This window comes from uncultured Algibacter sp. (assembly GCF_947495925.1).
Lineage (GTDB): Bacteria > Bacteroidota > Bacteroidia > Flavobacteriales > Flavobacteriaceae > Algibacter_E.
This window is the reverse complement of the sequence record NZ_CANMAU010000001.1, coordinates 585,558-609,372: the sequence shown is the minus strand read 5'-3', so window position 1 is coordinate 609,372 and position 23,815 is coordinate 585,558. Positions and strand designations below refer to the sequence as shown.

General features: G+C 33.8%; 19 protein-coding genes. 17 read left to right on the top strand and 2 right to left on the bottom strand.

What is annotated here, in order from left to right:
• Position 1: 1 nt before the first annotated feature.
• Positions 2-2,698 carry a reprolysin-like metallopeptidase gene (locus Q0857_RS02660; RefSeq protein WP_298531725.1) on the bottom strand — a complete coding sequence of 899 codons (2,697 nt, stop codon included), beginning with the start codon at positions 2,696-2,698 and terminating at the stop codon, positions 2-4.
• Between the two features lie 80 nt (positions 2,699-2,778).
• On the opposite strand from Q0857_RS02660, the gene Q0857_RS02655 reads away from it, so the two are divergent.
• From Q0857_RS02655 to Q0857_RS02575, 17 genes are all read left to right on the top strand, one after another.
• Positions 2,779-3,714, top strand: a complete 936-nt coding sequence (locus Q0857_RS02655) for a bifunctional riboflavin kinase/FAD synthetase (RefSeq protein WP_298531722.1) — start codon at positions 2,779-2,781, stop codon at positions 3,712-3,714.
• Positions 3,707-5,023, top strand: coding sequence for an HTTM domain-containing protein (locus Q0857_RS02650; RefSeq protein ID WP_298531720.1), 1,317 nt, complete (start codon positions 3,707-3,709; stop codon positions 5,021-5,023). The genes Q0857_RS02655 and Q0857_RS02650 overlap by 8 nt, the downstream gene beginning before the upstream one ends.
• 43 nt (positions 5,024-5,066) lie before the next feature.
• On the top strand, positions 5,067-6,338 hold the full coding sequence (gene serS / locus Q0857_RS02645; RefSeq protein WP_298531717.1) for a serine--tRNA ligase: 1,272 nt from the start codon (positions 5,067-5,069) through the stop codon (positions 6,336-6,338).
• A 158-nt stretch (positions 6,339-6,496) separates the two neighbouring features.
• Entirely contained in the window at positions 6,497-6,619 is a 123-nt protein-coding gene (locus Q0857_RS02640) for a hypothetical protein (protein WP_298531715.1), read from the top strand.
• A 220-nt stretch (positions 6,620-6,839) separates the two neighbouring features.
• On the top strand, positions 6,840-8,618 hold the full coding sequence (locus tag Q0857_RS02635; RefSeq protein WP_298531712.1) for a tetratricopeptide repeat protein: 1,779 nt from the start codon (positions 6,840-6,842) through the stop codon (positions 8,616-8,618).
• A 1-nt stretch (position 8,619) separates the two neighbouring features.
• Complete coding sequence (locus Q0857_RS02630) at positions 8,620-9,129, top strand: GNAT family N-acetyltransferase (RefSeq protein ID WP_298531710.1); 510 nt, start codon at positions 8,620-8,622, stop codon at positions 9,127-9,129.
• A gap of 2 nt (positions 9,130-9,131) precedes the next feature.
• Positions 9,132-9,455 (top strand): DUF4286 family protein, encoded by a 324-nt coding sequence (locus tag Q0857_RS02625; RefSeq protein ID WP_298531708.1) that lies wholly within the window; start codon positions 9,132-9,134, stop codon positions 9,453-9,455.
• A 54-nt stretch (positions 9,456-9,509) separates the two neighbouring features.
• A complete protein-coding gene (gene rsmA / locus Q0857_RS02620) occupies positions 9,510-10,304 on the top strand; it encodes a 16S rRNA (adenine(1518)-N(6)/adenine(1519)-N(6))-dimethyltransferase RsmA (protein WP_298531705.1) in 795 nt (264 codons plus the stop codon).
• Between the two features lie 20 nt (positions 10,305-10,324).
• A complete protein-coding gene (mgtE, locus tag Q0857_RS02615; protein ID WP_298531702.1) occupies positions 10,325-11,701 on the top strand; it encodes a magnesium transporter in 1,377 nt (458 codons plus the stop codon).
• Positions 11,702-11,768: 67 nt separating this feature from the next.
• Positions 11,769-12,704, top strand: a complete 936-nt coding sequence (locus Q0857_RS02610; RefSeq protein WP_298531699.1) for a 2-hydroxyacid dehydrogenase — start codon at positions 11,769-11,771, stop codon at positions 12,702-12,704.
• 31 nt (positions 12,705-12,735) lie between these two features.
• Entirely contained in the window at positions 12,736-13,200 is a 465-nt protein-coding gene (locus tag Q0857_RS02605; RefSeq protein ID WP_298531697.1) for a DUF1801 domain-containing protein, read from the top strand.
• Positions 13,197-13,583: a VOC family protein gene (locus Q0857_RS02600; protein WP_298531694.1), complete on the top strand. Its 387-nt coding sequence runs from the start codon at positions 13,197-13,199 to the stop codon at positions 13,581-13,583. The genes Q0857_RS02605 and Q0857_RS02600 overlap by 4 nt, the downstream gene beginning before the upstream one ends.
• A 33-nt stretch (positions 13,584-13,616) precedes the next feature.
• On the top strand, positions 13,617-14,381 hold the full coding sequence (locus tag Q0857_RS02595; protein ID WP_298531691.1) for a sulfite exporter TauE/SafE family protein: 765 nt from the start codon (positions 13,617-13,619) through the stop codon (positions 14,379-14,381).
• Positions 14,382-14,435: 54 nt separating this feature from the next.
• Complete coding sequence (locus Q0857_RS02590; RefSeq protein ID WP_298531688.1) at positions 14,436-14,840, top strand: hypothetical protein; 405 nt, start codon at positions 14,436-14,438, stop codon at positions 14,838-14,840.
• Between the two features lie 321 nt (positions 14,841-15,161).
• Entirely contained in the window at positions 15,162-16,769 is a 1,608-nt protein-coding gene (locus Q0857_RS02585; RefSeq protein WP_298531685.1) for an MFS transporter, read from the top strand.
• Positions 16,770-16,796: 27 nt separating this feature from the next.
• Positions 16,797-19,232 (top strand): glycosyl transferase, encoded by a 2,436-nt coding sequence (locus Q0857_RS02580; protein WP_298531682.1) that lies wholly within the window; start codon positions 16,797-16,799, stop codon positions 19,230-19,232.
• Between the two features lie 24 nt (positions 19,233-19,256).
• Positions 19,257-21,449 carry a glycoside hydrolase family 3 protein gene (locus Q0857_RS02575; protein WP_298531679.1) on the top strand — a complete coding sequence of 731 codons (2,193 nt, stop codon included), beginning with the start codon at positions 19,257-19,259 and terminating at the stop codon, positions 21,447-21,449.
• Positions 21,450-21,496: 47 nt separating this feature from the next.
• On the opposite strand, the gene bglX is transcribed toward Q0857_RS02575, so the two are convergent.
• Complete coding sequence (gene bglX / locus Q0857_RS02570; protein ID WP_298531676.1) at positions 21,497-23,779, bottom strand: beta-glucosidase BglX; 2,283 nt, start codon at positions 23,777-23,779, stop codon at positions 21,497-21,499.
• Positions 23,780-23,815: the final 36 nt, after the last annotated feature.

The window sequence follows — 23,815 nt, the reverse complement described above, 5'->3', positions numbered from 1 at the left end:
TCTATTTAATAATTATTTTACGAGTGTATAGTTCAGTGCCAAAATAAATCTTTAAAAGGTAAAGACCAGACTGCACTTGTTTTAGTTTAATATCCTCATCAAAATCGGTTATTCCTTCATAAACCCTTTTGTAGATTAAGCGTCCTCTGAGATCAAATACATCTATATGAATACTATTTACAGAAGGATTAAATAATTTTATAGTGAACTCACCATTATTTGGGTTAGGGAATAATTTAAATTCTGTGTTTCTTATTGGTGGTTCTACATCAAGCGGTATTTCTGAAGTGTCGCAAATTTCTATAAACCATGAATTTAAAGTGCCAATATCGTCAACTTCAAAATCTCCTAATTTAATGGTCCAATTTCCAGCAGCGTTCTGACCATTGAACAAAGCCAGTAAATCATTTGACGATCGAAAAGAATTATTAGAATCGGCACCTAAACAATTATATGGTATACTTTCATCATCATAAACTGACTTCATATTTGTCCCATTTCCACAATCTTGATGAGATTTTAATAATACCTCATTGTTACCTGAGTTTACCACTGCAATTTCCAGATCTCCAATATGGGTATGTGAGATATCTACACCAATATTAACATCAGTAATTGTTGATGATGCATTTACATTGATAGAATGAGATTCCGTAAAACTTCTACCATTATCTGTAATCGAAATATTCAAATTATTATTTGAGCTATAGCGCGTACAGGTTGTGTTGATTTCATAATTAATAGCAAAGTTGGTTGAGTTTATGGCATAAAAAACGTTGTTAGTAGGTTCTATTAAAATTCTGCAATATGGTGCGGCAATGTTTGGCACAGTAAAACTATAATTACCATTATTAGCTATGTTTGTTGCTAATGTTGTGGAATAATTGAGTCCACCATCTAGAGAAAGTAATATGTTTACGGTTGATGCTCCAGATAAACTGTTCGTATTATTTACATTCCAGGTAATAGTTTCTGTTTTTCCACTTTGCCAAATAATATTCTCATTATTTTGAGAAGTAACCTCAAATGGGCCAAAAGAATCATCAAAGTTAACACGCATATCATCATGCGTATTATTTGCTCCTCCAGGTCTATTGTCTCTAACCGTCAATCTAAAGTCGGCAGTTCTGCTAACACTAGGAATCTTTTCCCATTGTGTAGCATTAACTCCAAATTTTAAATCAGACAAATTTGGGAAATATCTAGTATTATCTGTTGTAGGTGGAAATGATCTGAATAATACCGAGTTTGAGTTTGACGAATTGGGGTTAGGGTAAGTTGTAGCGGCGTTATCTTCATTGATTTGTTCCCAACAAAACGTAATAGCATCACTATCTAAGTCACTGCCTTCACCTATGAGTTTAAATGCTGTTCCAACAGGTAAAACTAAATCACTCCCTGCATTTGCAATGGGTGTGGTGTTGCCCGTGTCCGTTATGGTGGCACACGTTGTACTTTTAACGAAATTGGTTATTTGTTCAATTGATATCGCATGAAAATAAGGGTCGCTATGTAATTGTAAATTAGTAGCGCCTGTAATACCACTATACCCCATTATTGTAGAGCCAGATCCTGGTTCAACTTGCGAATTATTACCTTCGTTTCCATCATGAGTCCAGGTATGGGTTCCTCCAAATTGATGGCCTATTTCGTGAGCAACAAAATCGATGTCAAAATTAATACCGTTAGGATTTGAGCTGGTAGAATATCCAGAACCCTTATGATTCCTTGTAGGGTAGGAACCTCCATTGTTACAAACACATCCTATGCAACCCGCATCCCCGGTACCATCGCCATTAGCATCATTAATGCCCGCTAGTAAATGTCCAACATCATAGTTTGCCTCAAGGATTTCCGTGTCTAATGTATTGGCAAGTTGGCTATTGTAACTTCCTAGTCCTGTGTATGGATCAGTTGCTGGATTTAGATAAATAACATCATCATTAGACGAAATTAATTGTAGAGTTATGTTTAAATCATTTTCATAAACTGCATTTACATTGGTTAGAGTTGCATTTATGGCTGCATTTACAGAGGCGAATGTACCTCCATTGGCTTGCGAATATTCCCCAGAAACAGAAATAGCAATTCTATACGTGCGCTTTTTACTGTCGTCTGCATCTTTTTGGTTGGCCGATTTAAGCGTTTGTTTTAAATTAAGATCTAAGCTATGGCAATTAAAGTTACTATTCTTTACAAGATCAGATTTTTTTGAAACAACCACTTGATCTGGATTTCCAATAACAGGTTCATATACTAAAGTTGTTTTCTCTCCTAAAACTATTCCTGATAAGCCATAGTAAGGGGATAAACTAAAACGCATATAGGTTGGATTTGGATCTATGGAATATCCGACGTACGATTTAATTTCAGGGTATTTAGCCTGTAAATCAGGATGGAGGACGGACGATTCTACCACTCGAAAAGGTTTTAGTTCACCGGCGGTATTTGGTAACTGAATAATCGTACTTTTTGATTTAGAAAGACCTGTTTTTTGAGATAACGAAGAAAGCGTTTGTGATAAACCTAAATAATTAATTCTATAAATAGATTCCTTGTTTAAAATCTGTTTGTTAGATAAAGATTTTTGTGAAGATGTGCGATTGCCTATTTTTACAAAAAAATTGTTTTGCGCAAATCCAGAAAACGCAAACAGAAATATTGCGATTGTTAAAACATAGTTTAGTTTTGCTGTCATAAACAGATCTCAGGCTAATTTTTGTTATCAAAGATAATAATATCTAATGTTTTAAACGTTTAAATTATTTTACTCATTGCATGCGGAAGGTAAAGAATATTGAAACTTATAAGTCTAGTAAACCTACAGTAGTAACCATTGGTACTTTTGATGGGGTACATATTGGACATCAAAAAATTATTAAGCGTTTAATTAACACGGGAAAACGGGAGGGACTAAAATCTGTAATTCTTACTTTTTTTCCGCACCCTAGAATGGTTTTACAAAAAGATTCCAATATAAAGCTTATTAATACGATTAAGGAACGTCACGATATTTTGGATGACCTAGGACTCGATTTATTACTTATTAAGAAGTTTACTCAAGAATTTTCTCGACTTTCTGCTGAAGATTTTGTCAAAGAGATTTTAGTAGATAAAATAAATGCTAAAAAAGTTATAATTGGTTACGATCATCGATTTGGAAGAAATAGGAATGCCGATATTGATGATCTGAAAAAATATGGAGAAGCTTACGGATTTGAGGTTGAAGAAATTTCGGCTCAGGATATAAATGATGTTGCTGTAAGTTCTACAAAAATAAGAACCGCCTTAAAGGAAGGTGATGTTCAAAAAGCAAATGCTTATTTGGGCTATAACTTTATGTTATCAGGAAAGGTGACTAAAGGAAGAGGGCTTGGTAAACAATTGAGCTTTCCAACCGCAAACATTGAAATTCAGGAAGATTATAAAATTATTCCTAAGCAAGGATCATATATTATAAGTTCCATTATTGGAGACTCTGTTGTTCATGGAATGATGAATATAGGCATGAATCCTACAGTAAATGGTAGTAAACAAACCATTGAAATTCATTTTTTTGATTTTCATAAAGATATTTATGGCGAAACTGTTCAAATAGACTTATTACATCGTATTCGAGATGAACAAAAATTTGAATCGGTTGAGGCTTTAAAACAGCAACTAGCAAAAGATAGAGAAACCGCACTAGAATATATTTCAAAGCACCATGCTTAATAGGTTTTTATTTAAACATATAGATAATTCCTCGTTAGTCGTATTTAGAATTATTTTTGGATTACTATGTTTTTTAGAATCTGTAGGCGCCATATTTACAGGATGGGTAAAGCGAACGTTAATAGATCCTGAATTTACATTTAACTTTATTGGGTTTGAGTTTTTGCAGCCACTTCCAGGAAATGGAATGTACTATTATTATGCAGTTATGGGGGTTTTTGGGTTATTTGTAATGATAGGTTATAAATACAGGTTTAGCATGATTAGTTTTGCCTTAATGTGGTCTGCAACGTATTTGATGCAAAAATCTTCTTACAATAACCATTACTATTTATTGATGCTTCTTAGCAGTTTAATGGTGTTTTTACCGGCTCATAAACAAGCATCAATTGATGCTAAAAATAATCCTGAATTAAAAAGTGATTCCATGCCGCAGTGGTGCCAGTATGTGATTATCTTACAGCTTTTTATAGTATATACTTATGCGTCTGTAGCAAAGTTATATCCAGATTGGTTAAACACGACAGTTATTGCTAATTTGATGCGCGGGAAACAAGATTATTTTATAATAGGTGAACTTCTTCAAGAAAAATGGTTGCACTATATATTGGCTTACGGTGGTATTTTATTTGATGGATTAATTGTTCCATTGTTACTTTATAGGCGGACTAGGAAGTATGCATTTATTGCTTCTATCTTTTTTCACCTTTTTAATTCATTTGTGTTTCAAATTGGTATTTTTCCTTACCTGTCACTGGCATTTACGTTGTTCTTTTTTCCTTCAGATGTTATTCAAAAACGTTTTCTTAAAAAGAAAGTGTTTTATGAAAAAGGAGAAGTATTCATTCCAAAACTGCAAAAACCTTTAATCGCAGTATTTTCAGTGTATTTTATTATTCAAATAGGCTTACCGTTACGACATCATTTTATTGAAGATGATGTGCTTTGGACAGAAGAAGGACATAGGTTGTCATGGCGTATGATGTTAAGAACTAAAGTTGGTCATACCAATTATTGGGTTGAAAATAAGGAAACAGGGAAACGTCTTAAGATAGATTTAAACCATTATTTAAGCAGAAAACAAAAGCGATCTGCTAGTACAAAACCAGATGTGATTTGGCAATTTTCTCAGCGCTTGAAGGAAAAGTTTAAAAAGGATGGTCAGGATGTAGCCGTGTATGTAGAAAGCCGTGTAAGTGTTAATGGCAAACCATCTAAAGCTTTTATAAATCCTGACATTGACATTGCTAGTGTTGAATGGCATGTTTTTAAACATAGTCCATGGATTTTACCCTCAAAACAAGATTGATTATCTTGGTAATTCATTAAATTTGTCCCTTAAACTTTAAGAGATGTTACAAGTTGCCTTCATTAGAGAAAATAAAGAATTAGTTGTTGAACGCTTAGCAAAACGGAATATTAATGCGGTTGAAATGATTAATAATGTGATTACTTTTGATGAAGACAGAAGGCGCCTTCAAGCGGAATTGGATACAACATTGGCAGAGTCTAATAGACTATCAAAAGAAATAGGAAACTTATATAAATCTGGTGAAGTTGAAAAAGCTAATGTTTTAAAAGAAAAAACGAGCCTGTTGAAAGATACTTCAAAAGAGCTTTCTGAATTATTGGGCTCTAAAACGGAAGCTTTAACCGAGTTACTTTATAAAATACCCAATATTCCAAATGAGATGGTGCCTAGAGGTAATTCTGAGTTGGATAATGAGGAAGTTTTTGCTGCCGGTACCGTACCAAAGTTACATGATAAGGCATTGCCACATTGGAAATTAGCAAAAAAATATGATATTATAGATTTCGAATTAGGTAATAAAATAACTGGAGCAGGATTTCCTGTATATAAAGGTAAAGGAGCGAGGTTACAACGTGCTTTAATTGCTTATTTTTTAGATAAGAATACAGCTGCAGGTTATACCGAATATCAGCTGCCTCTTTTAGTTAATGAAGCATCAGGTATAGGAACAGGACAGCTGCCCGATAAAGAAGGCCAAATGTATCATGTTACTGAAGACAATTTATATTTAATTCCTACAGCAGAAGTGCCAGGGACTAATATTTTTAGGGATGTGGTTTTAAGTGAAAGCGAACTTCCAGTTTGCATAACGGGGTACACACCTTGTTTTCGTAGAGAGGCTGGTAGTTACGGTGCGCATGTTAGGGGTCTAAATAGATTGCACCAATTTGATAAAGTTGAAATTATTAGGGTGGAACATCCAAGTGAATCTTATAAGGCTTTAGATGGGATGGTGGATCACGTAAAGGACATCTTGAAAGATCTTAAATTACCATATAGAATACTTCGTTTATGTGGAGGAGATACATCGTTTGCATCGGCGTTAACTTACGATTTTGAAGTGTTTTCAACAGCACAAGATAGATGGTTAGAAATATCTTCAGTTTCAAATTTTGAAACTTTTCAGGCCAATCGATTAAAGCTTCGATTTAAAAATAGCGAAGGTAAAAATGAATTGGCGCATACGCTTAATGGGAGCTCGTTAGCTTTACCTCGGGTATTAGCAGGGATATTAGAAAACTACCAAACAGAAGAGGGAATTGTAGTGCCTGAGGTTTTACAACCTTATACAGGCTTTTCTATTATTAATTAATAATAGGTTTATTTTCTTACAGATATGCCTGAATTTTTATTTTTTAATCGATGAAATGCATTTAAAACATGCTGTTTGACGATTTTTAATTAATTTCCTTGTCTTTTTAGTATATATTCTTCAAGTTAGCGCTACCAAATCTATTAAACCTACTAACCATGAAGAATTTTAAACGCTTAGTGCTTTTAATTACTCTCATTTTTGTTGCTAGTAAAGTTTTGTCTTCAGATTTTGAATTAATCAAATCCGACGATAACAACACGGCTATTGTAAGCAAATAAGGGATGCATTCCAAAACATATTTCTTGATGCAATCTGAAAATTTTTTGAAATAGTCATTCTTGTTTTTACAAGATTTTAAAGACTGTCCCCAATCGAGTATTTAATTAACAGTAGTTAATAGAAGATTTATTTTTGGTTGGTTAGTGCCCGAATTTTATTCGGGCATTTTTTATATTAATATTTAGAAATTCAACATCCTACATTTGTTATATTTACAATATGAGAATACTATTAATCTTTTTTTTATTAATATCTTCTAATTTATTTTCTCAAGGAGATATCATAGCAAAAGAATATTTTAAAAATGGTGAATATGAAAAGGCTTTAATTGAGTATAAAAAGCTTTATGCCAGAGCATCATCAAATATTAGTTATATCAATCAAATTGTTAATACCCATCAACAGTTAGAGCAGTATGATGAAGCCGAAAATTTTTTGATAAAGCTCATGGAGCGCGTTAACTACCCCGCTTTTTATGTGGAGTTAGGATATAATTTTCAGCTTAAAAATGATTTTGATAATGCGAAATTAAATTACCAAAAGGCCTTAGCCAGTATAGATGATAAAGTTACCAATGTTTTCACCGTAGCTAGAGGTTTTCAAAATCATTCCCTTTTGGAAGAGGCTTCTTTGGCCTATGAAAAAGGAATGCTCTTAAAGCCTGATTTCAATTTTAATGTACAGCTTGCCCAGATTTACGGTGAGCAGGGTAATATTGAAAAAATGTTTAATAGCTATATGAATTACGCTAAAATTAATCCGCTTGCCGCAGGAGATGTGAAACGAGCGATTAACGATTTTATTAGTGAAGATGGTTATAACGAGAATAATGTTTTATTAAGGAAGATTTTGCTAAAAAGACTTCAACAAGAACCAAATACACTTTGGAATTCTTTATTGAGCTGGTTGTTTATTCAGCAAAAAGATTTTAAAAAGGCTTTTATGCAGGAGAAAGCCATTTTTAAAAGAGAACAAGAAAGCTTAGACAGAATATTAGAATTAGCTTCTATAGCGGCCCATGAAAATGAAATAGATATAGCTAAGGAAGTTTATAACTATGTTATTGATACTGCCTTAGATAATGAAACAAAGCTAAAAGCACATTATGATTTACTTCAACTAGAAATCAAAGGAGCTTCGAATGCTAGTTATGAAACTTACAGAGACAAGTATTTAGAATTGTTGAATGTTTACGGACGTAATGGAGAAACTTTAAATCTACAGCTATCATATGCCCATTTTTTGGCGTTTTATATGGAAGAAACTAATGTGGCTATATCTTTTTTAGAAGAAACGTTGAAGGAACCTTTAAGTAGAATGGAAAAGGCACAGGTTAAGTTAAAGCTTGGGGATGTTTTAGTTTTAAAGGAACATTTTAATAAAGCCCTTATTTATTTTACGCAAATTCAACGTAATCTTAAAAACAGCACGATTGCTCAAGAAGCACGTTTTAAGGTAGCAAAAACCAGTTACTATAAGGGCGATTTTAAATGGGCAGAATCTCAACTTAAAATTTTAAAGGCTTCAACATCACAACTCATTGCGAATGATGCCTTAGATTTGAAATTATTGATTTCAGATAACAAATATGAAGACTCACTTCAAACGGCCTTAAAGCTTTACGCAAAAGCAGATTTATTATCTTTTCAGAATAGAAATGATGAGGCTATAGAATTACTTCATAGAATTTTAGATGAGCATAAAACAGAGCCCATAATAGCACAGGCCTTATATAAACAAGCTCAACTATTTGAGATTAAATTACAGTTCGAAAAAGCTCTAGTTAATTATGAAGCGATCATTGCAAATTATAGAGATGGTGTTTTAATTGATGATGCTTATTTTCATTTGGCTGAAATATATGAGAAACAACTCAATCAGCCAGAGAAGGCAAAGTTGTTGTATGAAAAAATCATATTTAATCATGCAGATAGCATCTATTTTGTTGAGGCTAGAAAACGGTTTAGAACCTTACGAGGCGATGCTATAAACTCATAAAATGATAGCCGAAACACCACGCCTAATATTATCAAAATTTACGCTTAAAGATGCACCATTCTTTTTTGAATTAGTGAATTCGCCACATTGGATAAAATTCATTGGAGATAAAAATGTCAAAACACTTAAGGATGCAGAACAGAAAATCATTAGCGGTCATTTTAAAAGTTATGAAACACATGGTTTTGGGTTCTACAAAATTCAATTAAAGGAAGAAAATAATAAATCTATCGGCACTTGTGGACTCATAAAAAGAGATACCTTAGATGATGTAGATATTGGTTTCGCATTTTTACCAGAATATGAAAGCAAAGGTTTTGGTTATGAGTCTGCGACTGCAACTATAAAACTAGCTAAAGAGGCCTTCAAGCTTCAAAGAATAGTTGCTATTATAAATCCAGAGAATGAAAAATCTATCGGACTTATAGAAAAATTGGGTTTAAATTATGAAAAAAAGGTAAAGCCCTTTGCAGATGGCGAAGAACTCCTGTTATTTGCAAAAAACTTATAATTATGTACATATATAATGTAACGGCCAATATAGAGGAATCAATTCACGACGAATGGCTTATATGGATTAAAGAGCATATACCACAAGTTTTAGGGACAGGGAAATTCGAAAAAGCGACTTTAACTAGAGTTTTGGTTGAAGAAGATATGGGAGGAGTTACATATTCAATTCAGTATAAATCATACTCCAGAGAAGCTTTAGATGCTTTTTATAAAGAAGATGCGCCAAAATTTAGAAGTGAAGCTTTAAAGAAGTTTGCCGATAAAATGCTTGCTTTTAGGACAGAACTTCAAATTATAGACGAATACACGGTAAACTTTAAATAGTTTAGATTTGTACTTAAGTTGAAGAACTATTAACAATATAATTTCTTTGAATTCGTGGCATATAACCCCAACCAACATTCGGTAAAAGCAAAAAAGCATTTAGGGCAACATTTTTTGAATGATGAAAGTGTGGCAGAACGAATAGCTGATACCTTAACCTTAAAGCATTATAAAAATGTTTTGGAAATTGGTCCGGGAATGGGTGTGCTTACCAAGTATTTGCTTAAAAAGGATATGACCACCTATGTTGTTGAAATTGACACGGAATCGGTAGAATATTTACAAGCTAATTATTTAAATTTAGCACCAAGAATCATAGAAAAAGACTTTTTAAAGTATGATTTGAATGAGGTACTTAAACATGAACCTTTTGCTATAATTGGAAATTTCCCCTACAATATTTCTACTCAAATAGTGTTTAAGACCTTAGAAATGCGCGACCAAATTCCGGAATTTTCAGGCATGTTTCAAAAGGAAGTGGCGCAGCGTATATGTTCAAAAGAAGGTAGTAAGGTTTATGGGATTCTCTCAGTTTTAACACAAGCATTTTATGATGCCGAATATTTATTTACCGTGCCCCCTAATGTTTTTAACCCGCCTCCAAAGGTAGATTCTGGAGTTCTCAGACTTGTTAGGAAAGAAAATTACGCCCTCCCCTGCGATGAAAAACTGTTTTTTAGAACGGTGAAGACAGCATTCCAGCAACGTAGAAAAACACTTCGTAACAGTTTAAAAACATTCAATTTATCTGATAATTTAAAAGCAAATAGTATATTTGGCAAACGTCCAGAGCAATTAAACGTTCAAGAATTTATTGAACTCACCTTATTAATTGAAAAAGACGAATAAAACATATTAAACTTTTCCATTTGTCAGAAGAAAGCGAAAACATACAATTTCAATTAACTGATGAACTCATTGAGCAGGTTGAATTATTTATCGAAGAAGAAAACGATAAAGAACTAAAGAAGTTATTTGACGAGTTTCATTACGCTGATATTGCTGAAATTTTAGATGAGTTAGATCTAGAACAAGCCATATATGTTATTAAACTTCTAGATTCAGATACCACTTCAGATATATTAACGGAGTTAGATGAAGACATTCGGGAAAAAGTTCTAAAAAGTCTTTCAGCCAAAGAAATTGCTGAAGAAGTGGAAGAGCTAGATACCGATGATGCTGCAGATATAATCTTAGAATTACCCGAAGAGCGTCAGCAAGCCGTAATAGCCCAAATTGAAGATGAGGAACATAAAGCAGAAATTAAGGAGCTTTTAACCTATGATGAAGATACAGCGGGCGGACTTATGGCAAAAGAGCTCGTAAAAGTATATGAAACTTGGACGGTAGCTGGGTGCATGCGGAGGATACGAGGTCAGGCTAAAGAGGTTACACGAGTACACTCTATTTATGTTGTAGATAAAGAAGAAAAACTTGTTGGACGCCTCTCTTTAAAGGATTTAATAATTGCTAAAAGTGATCAGAAAATTTCAGAATTAGTTAAGGTTAATGTCGATTATGTTAACGTTAACGAAGATGTTGAGGAAATAGCGAAAATCATGGCGAAATATGATTTGGAAGCTATACCCGTTATTGAAAGTGATGATAACAAAGTGCTTTTGGGTCGAATTACCATTGACGACATCGTAGATGTTATGAAAGAGGAAGCCGACAAAGATTACCAAATGGCCGCAGGTATTACTGGTGATGTCGATTCAGATGATACGATTCTTGAACTTACCAAAGCGCGTTTACCCTGGTTATTCCTTGGTCTTGTAGGAGGTATAGGGGCCTTTTTAATTATGGAAGGATTTAAAGGTGTTTTTAATAAATATGCTGTACTGTTCTTTTTTACCCCATTAATTGCAGCTATGGCAGGAAATGTTGGTGTACAGTCAAGTGCCATTATCGTTCAAGGTTTAGCAAACGATGATGTAAAAGGAAGTATAAATAGCCGATTAATAAAAGAAATGCTCCTTGCCGCACTTAACGGTTTAATTTTAGCATTGTTTTTGTTTTTGTTTGTTTGGGTTACAGAAGGCTCATTAAACACAGCTTTGGCCATTTCGGTGTCACTTGTTATGGTCATTATTGTTGCAGGCTTAATAGGTACCTTTGTGCCGCTATTCTTAAACAAACGGGGTATTGATCCCGCCATTGCAACAGGGCCTTTTATTACAACAAGTAACGATATTTTTGGAATATTAATCTACTTTATGATTGCCAAATTGATTCTTGGTATATAATAATCGTTCCGCCTTACTTGTTTCAAGATCGCATTCTTTTTACTTTTAAACTTTATTTTTATAACAAATGAAAATCCTTCACCTAGACACAAATCACGAGCTATTAATACATCAATTGAATGCCCTGGGGTATGTAAATCATGAAGACTACACATCTTCAAAATCAGAAGTAGAAACCAAAATTCAAGATTATGACGGTATTGTTTTACGTAGCCGGTTTACCGTGGATAAACAGTTTTTAGATGCTGCGACGAATTTGAAGTTTATTGGTCGTGTTGGTGCGGGTTTAGAAAACATAGACTGTGGTTATGCGGAATCTAAAGGAGTTTATCTTATATCTGCTCCAGAAGGCAATAGAAATGCCGTGGGCGAACATGCTTTAGGAATGTTATTATCATTATTTAATAAGCTTAACAAAGCTGATGCTGAAGTAAAATCTGGTAGATGGTTAAGGGAAGTAAACAGAGGAATAGAACTAGATGGCAGAACCATTGGTCTTATTGGGTATGGAAACATGGGGAAAGCTTTTGCAAAAAAACTAAAAGGTTTTGATGTTGAAGTGCTTTGTTACGATATTAAAGATCAAGTTAGCGATACAAACGCTACTCAGGTAACATTACAAGAATTTCAGGAACGGGTGGATGTTGTGAGCTTGCATACACCCCAAACGCCTTTAACACTTAATATGATTAACATCGATTTTGTTAATCAGTTTAAAAAACCATTCTGGTTAATTAATACGGCACGAGGAAAAAGTGTGGTGACAAAAGATTTAGTTTCAGCTTTAAAATCAGGTAAAATACTAGGCGCAGGACTTGATGTTTTAGAATATGAAAAAGCTTCATTTGAAACTTTATTTTCTTCTCAACTACCCGAGGCGTTCCAGTATCTGGTAGATTCTGAAAATGTTTTACTCTCTCCACATGTTGCTGGATGGACTGTTGAGAGTAAAGAAAAACTAGCGCAAACTATAGTGGATAAAATAAAAGTTAAATTTTGCTAACTTTATATACTTTCAAAAAAGTATATAAAGTATGCAGTCAAAAGCAACAACACCAAAGCAATACATCGCGGAATTACCCGAAGATAGAAAAGTTCCAGTTGAGAAACTAAGACAGCAAATTTTAGATAATCTGCCAGAGGGTATAGAAGAGGCAATGAATTATGGTATGCTGGGTTATGTTATCCCCCATACGGTTTATCCGGATGGTTATCATTGTGATCCCAAATTACCATTACCTTTTATGAATTTAGCATCGCAAAAAAACTTTGTGGCTGTTTATAGCATGGTGCTTTATGCAAAACCTGATGTTATGGATTGGTTTACTCCAGAGTATGCTAAGCGTTGCAAGTATAAGTTGGATATGGGTAAAAGCTGTATTAGGTTTAAGAGAATGGATGATATTCCTTTTGAACTTATTGGGGAGTTAACAACAAAAGTAAATGCAAAAGAATGGATTAACATCTATGAAAATTCAAGAAAAAAAAGTAAAAAATGAAAAAGCGTGTCACAGGAATTGGAGGTCTGTTTTTCAAAACTAAAGATCCAAAGGCTTCCAAAGCATGGTATGAAAAACACTTAGGTTTCAATACAGACGACTATGGATGTACATTTTGGTGGAAAGATGAAAATGGGAATAAATGCTCAACACAATGGAGCCCGTTTCCAGAAGACACTACATACTATGAGCCTTCAAAAAAAGAGTTCATGTTTAATTATCGTGTAGAAAATTTGCAAGAATTATTGAAAGTTTTAGAAAAGGAAGGTGTTACTGTTGTAGGAGAAGTAGAAGAGTATGAATATGGAAAGTTTGGTTGGATTTTAGATAATGATGGTAACAAAATTGAATTATGGGAACCAGTTGATGAAGCATTTAAGTAAATTTGTCATCTTAAAATTAAGAATCATTCCTAATTGACTTATTTAGAGGTATTACAATCTTATCAATTAACTGCTGCACAATGGATCTCAATTGGTGTAGCAGTTTTTTTATTAGGTTTATCGAAATCTGGTATTAAGGGCATAGGCATCATTATTGTTGTAATTATGGCTTTTGTTTTTGGAGAAAAAGCTTCAACAGGAGTGTTACTGCCTCAGCTAATATGTGCTGATATTTTAGCAGTAATTTATTATAACCAGCATGCCCAATGGAAGTATATAAAAAAACTCATGCCATGGATGGTGATAGGTGTTTTAGTAGGTGTATGGGTTGGCAATGATATTTCAGAGTTCCTATTTAAACGGCTCATGGCGGTTATTATAATCGTATCGGTTTGTATTATGTTTTATATTGAAAATAGAAACTCAAAAAAAATTCCTGCCAATACATTATTCTCTAGCGGAACAGGTTTTTTAACTGGGTTTACAACCATGATTGGGAACTTAGCGGGACCAATTTCTAATATCTATTTCCTAGCCATGCGCTTTCCAAAAAATCAATTTATCGGAACAGCAGCATGGTTGTTTTTCATCATTAACGTATTTAAATTACCATTTCATGTTTTCATTTGGAATACGGTGACAAAAGAAAGTTTGATTCTTAATTCAGCGTTAACCCCAATAGTTATTGTTGGATTTTTTCTTGGAGTTTATATTGTAAAATTTATTTCAAATGTGAATTATAGGCGCTTTGTTCTTTTTGTTACAGCTTTGGGAGGAATAATAATGCTGTTTAGATAAACAATTAGAGGTGATTTTTATTAATTTTATAGAATAACAAAAATCAATTTTAAAATGTCTGATGATAAAAACTTAAAAGATGACCTAAATGACGCTTTAGGTGATGCTAAAGATAAAGCTAAAGAATTTGCTGAAGAAGCAAAAGAAACAGCTTCTGAATTCGCCGAAAATGCAAAAGAAACTTTGGGCTCTACGGATAATAAAAAAATACTTGCGGGTATTTTGGGTATCCTTTTTGGAGGCTTAGGGATTCATAAATTTATTTTAGGATATAATAAGGAAGGCGGAATACTTTTAGGGGCAACCCTTATTGGGATTTTACTTTCTTGTGTAGGTATCGGGATTTTGTTTGTTTGGATACCTGGGGTAGTTGGCTTTGTAGAAGGTATTATTTATCTAACCAAATCTGACGCCGATTTTTACAACACCTATCAGGCTGGAAAAAAACCTTGGTTTTAGAAAAAACTTTAGATTAACAGTTAAAAGGATTAAATAATTATTTAATCCTTTTTTTATGTCATTTCTTCTCATCAGTATTTGTTTGGTTAAATTCAAAACATCTTGTTAAGTCCTGCAAATAAAGGAAAATCACTTGGGTTATTGCAACAAATGTTTCAAAAATTGCCCCATTAGTAGTATTGGTATTTTTCTTTTTCAGGTAGTTTCACATCATTCAATATGACCGCCTTTTTTAACTAAAATTCTAGTCAATAAAATTATAGAATTAGTAAGGTTAGTTATAAGTAAATAATCTGACTAGGGAGAAATAATGAGCAAATTATGCAGGTAAAAACCAAATTGGCTTTTAAAGAAAAAGTGGGATATGCTTTAGGAGATGGAGCAGCAAATATTGCATGGAGAGGTGTTACTACTTTTTTATTCATTTTTTATACTGATGTTTTTGGATTAAGTCCAGTAACAGTTGGCGTATTATTTTTAGTAGCTAGGTTTAGTGATGGTATTAGTGATGTTGTTATAGGGATTATTGGAGATAGAACAGAGTCTAAATATGGAAAATTTAGACCTTGGATTTTATGGACAGCTATTCCCCTAGCAATTATTCTATCGTTATTATTTACAAGCCCAGATTTAAATTCTACAGGGAAGATAATTTACGCTTATGTAACTTATATACTATTTACATTAATTTATACGGCGAATAATATTCCTTATGGTGCTTTAATGGCTGTAATGACTGGAGATGATAAGGAACGAACAACTCTAGGTTCTTATAGAATGGTAGGGGCTTTTGCAGGAGGTATGCTTGTTCAAGGCGCCTTACTTTTTTTAGTAGCTTATTTTGGAAACATCAACCCGATGATTGACGTTAACAAAATAGATGATGAGACATACAGAATTGAAGTTTCTGTTTCAGAAAATGTTGAGAATGTTAATATTAAAACGGAGAATGGCATTGCTCAATTTTCTTGGGAAGATTCAAGCTTAAGCTCTGGTAAAAATCAACCAACTAAAGGAAAAAGTTTTTCAATGAAGGCCAACGAGAAGTATGCTTTGATTGTCCATGGGGAAAAGGGGTTGACAAAGAAAGATATTTCTATAATTGACCAAAAGGAAGGATATAGCTATTCTATGTATTTAATGTCTGTGTTCCTAGCCTTGTTAATGTTTATAACATTTTATAGTACTAAAGAAAGGGTAAAACCTCCAAAGTCGCAGATAAATAATTTAAAAAGGGATTTTTTCGATTTAATAAGAAATCGACCGTGGGTGGTTTTATTGGTAGTGGGCCTATTATTCAACGTATACAACGCTATTAAGCAAGGCATAGTAATTATATATTTCACCCATTATTTAAATAATCAACTTTTAGCAGCTACATTTTTAGTATGTCTAATGTTAGCATCCGTTGCTGGTGCTATGATGACTGCGCCATTAGCCAATAGAATAGGAAAACGAAACCTGTTTATTTATGCTTTAATTTTCTCAGGAGGCATTAATGTACTTTTTGCTTTTTGTGGTCCTGAAGATATTAGTGCCATATTCATTATTGGTGTACTTTCAGAATTTGGTGCCGCATTCTTTCCAACTTTGTTTTTTGTAATGCTTGGCGATACCGCTGATTATTCAGAATTTAAAAACACCAGAAGAGCAACGGGTCTAATTTATTCAGCAGGATCTTTTGCAACAAAATTTGGAGGAGGAATAGCAGGTGCAATTATAGGATTAATTCTAGGGTTCTTTCAATATAATGGACAGGATGCTTCAACTATTGAAGGCGCTGTACCAGGTATAGTAATGCTGATGAGCTGGGTGCCAGCTATTGTTGCAATATTAGCTGCAGGATTAATGATGTTCTACCCTTTAACTCAAAAAAAACTTAGTGAAATTACTTCAGAATTAAATAATAGAAGAACCTTAGAACAATAATTGATTAAGAAAAAGAAGAATTTGTATATGAAATACGGACATTTTGACGATGAAAATAGGGAATATGTTATTGAACACCCAAAAACACCTTACCCATGGATTAACTATTTAGGAAATGAAGATTTCTTTTCATTAACTTCAAACACAGGCGGCGGATATACTTTTTATAAGGATGCAAAGTTTAGACGATTAACGCGTTACAGGTATAATAATGTACCGGTAGATGATGGTGGAAAGTATTTTTATATTAAGGATGGAGATACTGTGTGGTCTCCCAGTTGGAAACCTGTAAAAACAGAATTAGACTCTTACGAATGTAGACATGGAATGAGCTACACAAAATTTAAGAGCTCTAAAAATGGAATTCAAACAGAAATAACACAGTTTATTCCGTTGGGATTTTGGGGCGAAATTCAAAAAGTATCCATAAAAAATAAAACTTCTAAGGTGAAGAAAATTAAATTATTCTCCTTTATAGAATGGTGTTTGTGGAATGCAGAGGATGATATGACTAATTTTCAACGTAATTATAGTACTGGAGAGATAGAAGTAGAAGATTCCGTTATTTATCACAAAACAGAATTTAAAGAAAGACGAAATCATTACGCTTTTTATTCAGTGAATAAAGCAATTAATGGTTTTGATACAGATAGAGAATCTTTTGTTGGCTTGTATAATGGTTTTGATTCGCCAGATGTTGTTCAAGAGGGTAAACCTAAAAACACTATAGCTCACGGTTGGTCTCCAATAGCATCTCATTATATAGAGATTGAATTGCAGCCAGGAGAATCAAGTGATTATGTATTCATGCTTGGTTACGTTGAAGTAGATAAAGATGATAAATGGGAGCGTAAGCATGTCATTAACAAGTTGCCTGCTAAGCAAATGATTGAAAAGTATAATACGGTTAAGAAAGTCGATGCTGCATTAGAAGAGTTAAGCGTGTATTGGGATAATTTATTAGGAAAAATTTCAATTGACTCTGGAGAGGAAAAGCTTGATAGAATGGTTAATATCTGGAATCAATACCAGTGTATGGTAACCTTTAATATGTCAAGGTCAGCTTCGTTCTTTGAATCTGGAATTGGAAGAGGTATGGGCTTTAGAGATTCTAATCAAGACTTAATTGGTTTTGTGCATCAAATCCCAGAACGCGCCAGAGAACGCATTGTTGACATAGCTTCAACACAGTTTGAAGATGGCTCTTGTTATCATCAATACCAACCGCTTACTAAAAAAGGTAACGCCGCCATTGGTGGAGATTTTAATGATGATCCACTATGGTTAATTTTATCTACTTCAGAATATATAAAAGAAACAGGAGATTTTTCACTTTTAGATGAAATGGTTCCTTTTGATAATGATGCCTCTAGAGCGAAAACACATTTCGAACACCTTAAAGCATCATTTTATCATGTTGTAAATAATTTAGGACCACGTGAATTACCGCTAATAGGAAGAGCAGATTGGAATGATTGCTTAAATCTAAATTGTTTTTCTACAAATCCTAACGACTCTTTTCAAACCACAGGTAATAAAAAAGATGGTCAAGCAGAATCATTAATGATTGCTGGATTATTTGTAACCTACGGGAAGGAATTTATTAAACTATGCAAGCGCATAGGAAATGAAACGGAAGCGAATGAGGCACAAATTCATGTTGATAACATGATTGAGGCTGTAAAAAATCATGGATGGGATGGCGATTGGTATCTTAGAGCCTATGATTATTATGGTAATAAAGTTGGATCAAATGAAAATGAAGAAGGGAAAATATTCATTGAGTCGCAGGGGTGGTGTTCCATGGCAGAAATCGGGAAAGAAGAAGGTATGGTAGAAAATGCTTTGGATTCCGTAAAAGAACATTTAGATTGTGATTATGGTATCGTTTTAAATAGTCCTGCTTTTACCAAATATTATATTGAATATGGCGAAATTTCAACTTATCCTGCAGGATATAAAGAAAACGGAGGGATATTTTGTCATAATAATCCATGGATTATGATTGGAGAAACTATGATTGGAAGAGGTGATGCTGCCTATGATTATTATACTAAAATCGCGCCCAGTTTTTTAGAAGATATTTCTGAATTACATCGCGTAGAACCCTATGTATATTGTCAAATGATTGCTGGTAAAGAAGCTCATATGCCAGGAGAAGCGAAAAATTCTTGGTTGTCAGGTACTGCTTCTTGGAATTTTTATGCCATAACCCAGTATATTTTAGGGATTAAACCAGATTATGATGGTTTATTGATTAATCCTTGTATTCCCAAAAAATGGGATGGTTTTAAAATGAAAAGAACATTTAGAGGAGCTATCTACCATATAGAAGTTTGCAATCCAGATCATACAAGTAAAGGTGTTAAAGAAATTACAGTAAATGGGAATAAGATATCTGGTCATATTATTCCATTATTAGAAAAAGGTGAGGAACACCATGTTAAGGTTATAATGGGTTAGTTTATAAGTTGTTATTATAAAAACATGAAAAGTAAGCAGCAGTACATTAAATTATATATAAGTGCATTTTTATTGTTTTCAATCCATATAAATGCTCAAAAGAGCAATGATAGTATTGAGAAGAAAATCGATTCTATTTTAAGTCAACTTACTTTAAAGGAAAAAGTTGATTTATGCCATGCACAATCAAAATTCAGCACTAAAGGTGTTTCTAGGTTAGGTATACCTGAAATATGGATGGCTGATGGTCCACATGGTGTAAGAGCCGAAATTAGTTGGGACTCTTGGAATCATGCTGGTTGGACGAACGATTCTATTACTGCTTTTCCAGCACTTACTTGTCTGGCTTCAACGTTCAGTCCTGATTTAGCAAGACAATATGGTTTTAGTCTTGGAGAAGAAGCTAGATACAGAGAAAAAGATGTGTTACTTGGCCCTGGAGTTAATATTTATAGAACGCCACTTAATGGAAGGAATTTTGAATATATGGGAGAAGATCCTTATTTAGCTTCAGTTATGGCAGTACCTTATATAAAAGGCGTTCAGGAAAATGGTGTTGCAGCATGTGTTAAACATTATGCTTTGAATAATCAAGAACATTGGAGATCCCTTATAAATGTCGAGTTAAGTGATAGAGCGTTACATGAGATTTATTTGCCAGCTTTTAGGGCTTCAGTTCAAGAAGCAGGCGTTTGGTCTATAATGGGTGCATATAATAAAGTTAGAGGTCAATATGCTACGCATAATGAGTTGCTTAATAACAAAATTTTAAAGGATGATTGGAATTTTGACGGAGTAGTAATTAGTGATTGGAGTGCTGCACATTCAACAATGGAGTCTGCTTTATATGGTTTAGATATTGAGATGGGAACAGGTACAGATGGCCTAGGACTAAATAAGGAAAACCATTACGACTATTATTATCTAGCAAATCCATTTTTAGAGAAACTTAAAAAAGGGGAAATTCCGGAATCTATTGTAAATGATAAAGCAAGAAGGATCTTAAGATTAATGTTCCGCACTAATATGAATTCTAGCAGACCATTAGGACGAGTAAATAATCAAGAACATATTGAGGTTGCATATAAAGTTGCTACCGAAGGAATAGTTTTATTGAAAAACGAAGAGCAGTTTTTCCCAATTCAGGATAATAGGAGTCTTACCATAGCAGTTATTGGAGAAAACGCTACTAGATCAATGACTGCGGGAGGTGGTTCATCTGAATTAAAACCTAAATTTGAAATATCTCCCTTAGATGGTATTAAAAAGCGTTTCAAAAATGCGGCTATACTTCATACAATGGGTTATGAATCTGGACCTTCTGAATATAGCAGAGTTGTACCTGGGAAATTAAATGCAGATTCATTGAAAATCAAAGCTATTGATGTAGCTCAAAAAGCAGATATAGTTTTGTTTATTGGAGGATTAAACAAAAGTAATTCACAAGATTGTGAAGGTGATGATAGAAAGGAGTTTGGTTTGCCATTTAATCAAGATATCCTTATAAATGATATTTATGAAGTAAATAAAAATTTAGGAATTATTTTAGTTTCTGGTAATGCTATTGATATGCCATGGCTGTCTAAAACAAAAGGGCTTATGCAATGTTGGTATTTAGGTAGTGTGGCAGGAAATGCTATTGCCGATGTAATTACGGGAGAAGTAAACCCTTCAGGGAAATTACCGTTTACATTCCCTAAACATCTAAAAGATAATTCTGCACATTATTTTGGGGAGATGTCGTACCCTGGAGATGGAGTAAATCAGTATTATAAAGATGATATTTTAGTTGGATATAGATGGCACGAAACAAAAAAAATAGAATCACTATTTGCTTTTGGGTATGGAGGTTCCTATACAAACTTTGAGTTATCAAATATAGGGATTAATAAAAAGTCTTATCAGAGAGACGAGGTTATTGAAATTAGCTGCGATGTTAAGAACGTTGGTAAAATAGAGGGCGCTGAAGTGGTTCAGGTTTATATTGGGAAACCAAATTCTAAAATTGAGAGAGCTAAAAAAGAACTTAAAGGTTTTACCAAAGTGTTCCTTCAAAAAGGAAAAACGAAAACAGTAAAGATTTCAATTGATATTTCTAAGTTGAAATATTATGACACTGAATTATCGGCGTGGAATTTTGAATCTGGTAAATACGATATTTATGTCGGAAATGCATCCAATAACATTAGTAAAAAGAAAATAGTAAATATTAAGTAGTACTAAACTTAGTTTTTTGACTCAATCTTATCCTGATTAGTTTTTCATTAATTAGTATATGTAAAGTGAGTTTCCAAGCGAGTTTCTGAGCTCCCCCCGACAAATATTTTAAAATCTCCAGATTCCACTACCCATTTTCCAATATTGTTGTAAAATCCTAATTCTTCTTTGCTCAAAACGAATGAAACAGTTTTAGTTTCGCCTGCCTTCAATTTAATTAATTCAAATCCTTTTAACTCCTTAATAGGTCGTGCCACACTAGCTACCAAATCATGAATATAAACTTGTACAACTTCCTTACCTTCAATTTTACTTGTATTTGTAATATCAACAGATACCGTTATTTCATTCTTGGAGTTAGAGTTTACAATCAAGTTTTCATATTTAAACGTTGAATAACTTAAACCATGACCAAAAGGAAAAAGAGGTTCGTTTAATTCATCAGAATAATGAGACCAAAACACATTAGCTTCGGCATTAATGGGTCTTCCTGTGTTATATCTGTTATACATAATAGGCACCTGACCTACAGATCTTGGGAATGACATGGTTAATTTTCCACTCGGATTATAATCACCATACAGCACTTCTGCAATGGCATTTCCGCTCTGAGTACCTAAATGCCATGCCTCTACTATAGAAGGTATATTTTCTGCGGCCCATGGAATAGCTAATGGCCTACCGTTATTTAAAATTAGAATTAGGTTTTTATTGACTTTATAAATCTCTTCCAATAATTCTTGTTGTACTCCTGGTAATCCAATTTGAGTTCTACTTCTACCTTCACCACTTTGAAAACCATGTTCACCCAACACCATAATAACTACGTCCGATTTTTTTGCCGTTGCAATCGCTGATTTAAAACCACTTTTGTCATAACTAACCTCAGCTTCCATCAAGAAACCAGGGTTTTGTGTGAGTACATCAACGCCTTTATCGTAGTGTATGGTGTTACCTGAATACTTCTGTAATCCTTCTAAAACAGAAACAGCTGAATTACTTTCAGCCGCAGCACGCCAACTACCAAGCGGACTATCTTTATCTCCTGCCAAACTACCAATTAAACCTATTGTAAGTCCATTTTTTTTAAGAGGAAGTAGTTGGTTTTCGTTTTTTAATAGCACAATTGATTTTTTGGCCACATCTAAAACCGCTTCTTGCAGCTCTGGTCTTCCAATAGTTTTTTCTCTTTCTATTGAGCAATATTTGTAAGGATCATCAAATAAGCCTAACTCAAATTTTACTTTAAGTATACGTTTTACCGCATCGTCAACTAGTGATTCTTTAACTACACCATCATTAACAAGTTTAACCAACTCTTCAACATAGGCATAAGATTCCATATCCATATCTGAGCCGGCATTAACTGCAATTTCTGCAACTTGAGTCAAATCCTTAGCATAACCATGAGGTATCATTTCCTTGAGTGAACCCCAATCAGATATTACGAAACCTTCAAAGCCCCATTCACCTTTTAAAATATCTCGCTGTAAGAACGAATTTCCGGTAGCCGGAATACCATTTAGAATATTAAATGCGTTCATAAACGTTTTTACTTTTGCTTTTGAGGCAGCTTTAAAAGGAGGGAATACTTGATTGAATAACGTGGAAGTACCAATGTCTACGGTGTTGTAATCACGCCCTGCTTGAGCAAAACCATAAGCTGCAAAATGCTTCGCACAGGCGGCTATAGTACTGTTGGTTGATAAATCTTCACCTTGAAAACCTCTTATTCTGGCTTCTGCAATTTTAGCTCCTAAAAAGGGATCTTCTCCAGCACCTTCCATAACTCTTCCCCAGCGTGCATCTCTTGAAATATCAACCATAGGAGCAAATGTCCAATTGATGCCAGAAGCAGCTGCTTCATCGGCAGCAACTGCTGCAGATTTTTTCATAGCCTCTAAGTCCCAACTTGCAGATTCAGCCAAGGGAATCGGACTCATAGTTTTATAGCCATGTATCACATCAAATCCTATTATTAGGGGTATACCTAATCGTGTTTCTTCAACAGCAATTTTTTGAACTTCAACAACATTTTTAACGCCTTTCACATTAAGCATGGAACCAACCAACCCTTTCCGTAAATGCTCATACTTTTTAGCAGCAGCCCCATCTTTAGGAGCAGGTCCCGTAACTTCCCAAAACCCGTTGTATTGATTCATTTGACCAACTTTTTCCTCTAGTGTCATGAGAGCTAACAAAGAATCTAATTTGGTTTCAACAGCATTATTATGTTCGTTGGGTGTCATTTTTAGGTCTGATTGGCATCCAATTATAGAAACATGAATTATTCCAAGAATAAAAAGCGCTATGGTAGTATTTGATTTCATAATGAATTTTAGTTTCTAAATTAGGTTATATTGATG